This window comes from Psychrobacillus sp. BL-248-WT-3 (genome assembly GCF_012843435.1).
Classification (GTDB): domain Bacteria; phylum Bacillota; class Bacilli; order Bacillales_A; family Planococcaceae; genus Psychrobacillus.
In genome coordinates this window covers 1-3922 of sequence record NZ_JABAFC010000075.1, presented here as the reverse complement: position 1 = coordinate 3922, position 3922 = coordinate 1, and the positions used below count along the sequence as shown (strand labels likewise).

At 34.5% G+C, this 3922-nt stretch carries 4 protein-coding genes; 1 reads left to right on the top strand and 3 read right to left on the bottom strand.

The annotated features are described in order from the left end of the window. Nucleotides 1-254: 254 nt before the first annotated feature. Nucleotides 255-1133, bottom strand: coding sequence for a LysR family transcriptional regulator (locus tag HF876_RS18620; protein ID WP_169361543.1), 879 nt, complete (start codon nucleotides 1131-1133; stop codon nucleotides 255-257). 112 nt (nucleotides 1134-1245) lie between these two features. On the opposite strand from HF876_RS18620, the gene HF876_RS18615 reads away from it, so the two are divergent. Further along, on the top strand, nucleotides 1246-2436 hold the full coding sequence (locus HF876_RS18615; RefSeq protein ID WP_169361542.1) for a coenzyme F420-0:L-glutamate ligase: 1191 nt from the start codon (nucleotides 1246-1248) through the stop codon (nucleotides 2434-2436). Nucleotides 2437-2623: 187 nt separating this feature from the next. Here the strand turns inward: HF876_RS18615 and HF876_RS18610 are convergent, their stop codons facing one another. Continuing rightward, a complete protein-coding gene (locus HF876_RS18610) occupies nucleotides 2624-2944 on the bottom strand; it encodes a hypothetical protein (protein WP_169361541.1) in 321 nt (106 codons plus the stop codon). Between the two features lie 507 nt (nucleotides 2945-3451). Beyond that, nucleotides 3452-3922, bottom strand: a 471-nt coding sequence (locus HF876_RS18605; protein ID WP_169361540.1) for an IS110 family RNA-guided transposase, incomplete at its 5' end; no start/stop codon positions are given.

Here is a 3922-nt window from a genome sequence, read left to right as displayed (position 1 = left end):
TGTTCATTTGGAAAGTATCACTTAAGTAATTTCCAATTCATTTCTTTTTTTCGCTTGACATATTACCACTGGGCTTTTTTATAATATATTATTATAATGTAAGGTTACCTAACATGTCTACAATGAAATTTCAGAATATATTTTTAAAATCACACTACGTATCCCTACATACTGTATTTTGGAAGAAAAAGAAGTGCTACCCCGATATGACAAAGCGTAGCACTTCTTAGAAATATTTGTGGAAAATCAAGCCTTTACTCGATTAATTCTACAAATTTAGTGGCGGCAGTTGATAATGGAACCCTTTTTAGAAAGCACACTCCTATATTTCTTGGCGGTATACTCTCTTTTAACTTCACCTCTTTAAGCATCCCTTTTCTTAAATAATCTCCCGCAAATTGCTTAGTAACACAAGCAATACCTAAGTTAATTTTTGCGAACTCCAATAGTAAATCATGAGAACCTAACTCAAATTCAGGTGATATTTTTACACCCTTTGAAAGCATATATTCTTCCACATATCTTCTCGAGACTGATTTTTGTTCAAGGAATATTAATGGAAATTTTACAAGCTTGTCCAAACTAATTGGCTTTGACAAGACTTTATCAAACTTTTCCCCATATACAAAGATGTCTTGTACCTCTAGACAAGGCCGTTGTCCCAAGCTATCATCATCTATCGGAAAATTACAAAGAGCAATGTCTACTCCTCCACTCTTTAAAATATTGCAAAGCTCTATGGTCGTACCATTTACAATGGTGAATTTAATACTAGGATATTTATTATGGAACTCCTCTAAATAAGGGAGCAAGAAAAATCTTGAAATTGTATCTCCCACTCCAATTTTAAGTTCCCCTGCAGTAAGGTTTTTAAATTCTAAAATTTTCTCCTCACCAGTATCAATGAGCTTTAAAGCAGAGCTAGCATATTCAAAAAGCACAGAGCCTTCTGTTGTTAAAGTAACTCCTTTTGTCGTTCTGTAGAATAATCTGGTATCTAGTTCTTTCTCCAGTTGCATTATGGCCTGACTAACTGCAGATTGACTCATAAAGAGATCTTTTGCAGCCTTCGAAAAGCTATTATTTTTACTTACCATGCAAAATATTTTATATAAATCCAATTTCCCTGACATATAAGCACCTCTTATATCTATTATAATATATATTAATTTTACTTATATCACTGTATTACGTAGAATTACAAGTGGTAATAATATATTTATAATAGTTGAAGGAGCGTTCAATTTGGAAAGAGTAGTGGGAACAGTTGTAAGAGGTCTTCGTGGCCCAATTATAAATAATGGTGATAATATTGAAGAAATAGTAGTAAATAGTGTATTAAAAGCATCAGAAGTAGAAGGCTTTTCTATCAACGATCAGGACATTGTGACCGTAACTGAATCTATCGTTGCCCGCGCTCAAGGAAACTACGCTAGTATAGACCAGATTGCCACTGACGTTCATACGAAGTTTGGAGATGACACACTAGGTGTTATTTTTCCAATCCTAAGTCGTAATAGATTTGCAGTAGTACTCCGTGGAATAGCAAAAGGTGCAAAGAAAATAGTCTTAATGCTAAGCTATCCTTCTGATGAAGTCGGCAATCATCTTGTAGAAATTGACGAGTTAGATGATAAAGGAGTAAACCCTTGGACAGATGTCCTTACAGAGAAACAATTCCGCGACTACTTTGGCTATAAGCTACATCCTTTTACCGGAGTAGACTACATTGCATACTATAAATCGTTAATAGAAGAATACGGAGTGGAATGTGAAGTCATTTTCTCTAACAACCCAAAATCTATTCTAGACTATACAAAAAATGTACTTGCTTGTGATATTCACTCAAGATTTAGAACGAAGAAAATATTAAAAGCAAATGGTGGCGAAAAAATTTATAGTCTAGACAACATATTATCGGAGTCCATTGATGGAAGTGGTTTTAACGAGGAATATGGTTTACTTGGATCGAACAAATCGACAGAAGACACGGTGAAGCTTTTCCCTCGCGATTGCCAACCAATCGTTGATAACATTCAAGAAATTATAAAAGAAAAAACAGGGAAAAATGTAGAAGTAATGGTATATGGAGATGGAGCATTTAAAGATCCTGTAGGACATATTTGGGAGCTAGCTGATCCCGTTGTTTCACCAGCCTTCACATCTGGATTAGCTGGAACTCCAAATGAAGTAAAATTAAAATATCTTGCAGATAATAACTTCGCTCACTTAAGAGGAGAAGAATTAAAGCAAGCAATTACTGAGCATATTAATAACAAAGAAGACAATCTTGTTGGAGCAATGGAAGCTCAAGGTACAACTCCACGTAGATTAACTGATCTTATTGGTTCTCTGTCAGATCTTACTTCCGGTAGCGGAGACAAAGGTACACCAATGATTTATATTCAAGGATACTTTGATAACTACACTAAATAATAAAAAATTAATAAACGAGGCGGGTGTAAAACTCTCCTCAAAATAAGAAGCCATGAAAATTCTACGGATGTAAAATTTTCATGGCTTCTTTTTATTATCTGGAGTTATTTACGGTTACAGCGAGTTGTGAAAACTGTACTTAGCTAATGTCTCTGATAAGTGCAGTTTTTGATTTCTTTAAGTCTATTTAAAACTCTTCATTAAAGACGTCTTTTGGAATCTCTGGCTTAGAAGCTTCTATCATTAAAATAACAGCAGTAATGATATGCATAATCATTCCTACAATAGGTATGAAGCCAATACAAGAGGTTACTATTCCTAGTATACTCCCTGTCGTAGTTCCTCCGCCTTCTTTTTTTGTAATCACTAGAGTAACTATATGCAGTGCCAGCATAATTAGCAAAGGAATCCAGGCCAAGCTCAGAATTATGATTCCTCCAAGAACTGGTATACCTAGTACAGCCTCTAATCCTCCTGTAACCCATTTCAATATTTTTGAATTTGACATATTCTCTACATCCTCTATTTTCATTTTTTTATAATTATTAAGAATATAACATAACCAGAGAGGGATGTCTTAACTTTCTTATGATTTATTACCCATTTAATCCAATACAGATTTTTAGTTTTTTATTTATTTAGTCGAAATAATACTATATGAGAAAGGAAATATCCATTCTATTTCTCCAAAGCCCATGTCAATGCACGTAATACTATTAGAATGCCCAACTCTAACACACTTATTATTGCGTAAATATTACCCTCTAAAAACATTTTTAAATTTACTAAATTATCAAAATAAACAGTATTAAGTAATAGTTTATTACTATATAATTCTATTAAGCCCAGTGGTAATATGTCAAGCGAAAAAAAGATATGAATTGGAAATTATTTAAGTGATACCTTCCAAATGAACCTTTTTTGCTTATACCAAATAAACCTCTCATTTTTCTACTTTAAAAATAGAAAAAAATGGAAGTTTTTTTAATGGGTGAAAGGTTATGAGTTGGTTAACTCAGTCTCTCCTTTCTGGTGGTATGTACAGCTGATTCGTGCGTAGTAGCGAATGCACGAGGCGTACTAGTTTTCTAGCGGTTAAGACGAGAGCTCGTTTATGTTGGTGCTTGGTTACTTCTTGGTATTTCTTTTGATAAAAGGCTTTATATTCGGTGTCATATTTACGTATCGCATCTGCTGCTTGTACAAGATAATACCGTAGGTATTTATTGCCGGTTCGCATTCGGCTAGTATTTTCGGCTTCAAATTCGCCGGATTGATATTGTGTCCAAACGAGTCCAGCATATTTCGCTAAAGCGTGATGATCATCAAAACGCTTGATATTTCCAATCTCGGCGAGTAAGCCGGCTGCGTATACCGGTCCAATGCCTTTTACGGAAGTTAACGTTTGCGTGAAACCTTTCATCATACGCTCGATTTCCTTATCCAAACGTTTGACTTGGGATTCCATATGGCGAATCGTACTTAA

What these genes read in the sequence shown, in the direction of transcription:
- HF876_RS18620 (WP_169361543.1), bottom strand. Translation starts at nt 1,133, where the DNA reads ATGTCAGGGAAATTGGATTTATATAAAATATTTTGCATGGTAAGTAAA.
- HF876_RS18610 (WP_169361541.1), bottom strand. Translation starts at nt 2,944, where the DNA reads ATGTCAAATTCAAAAATATTGAAATGGGTTACAGGAGGATTAGAGGCT.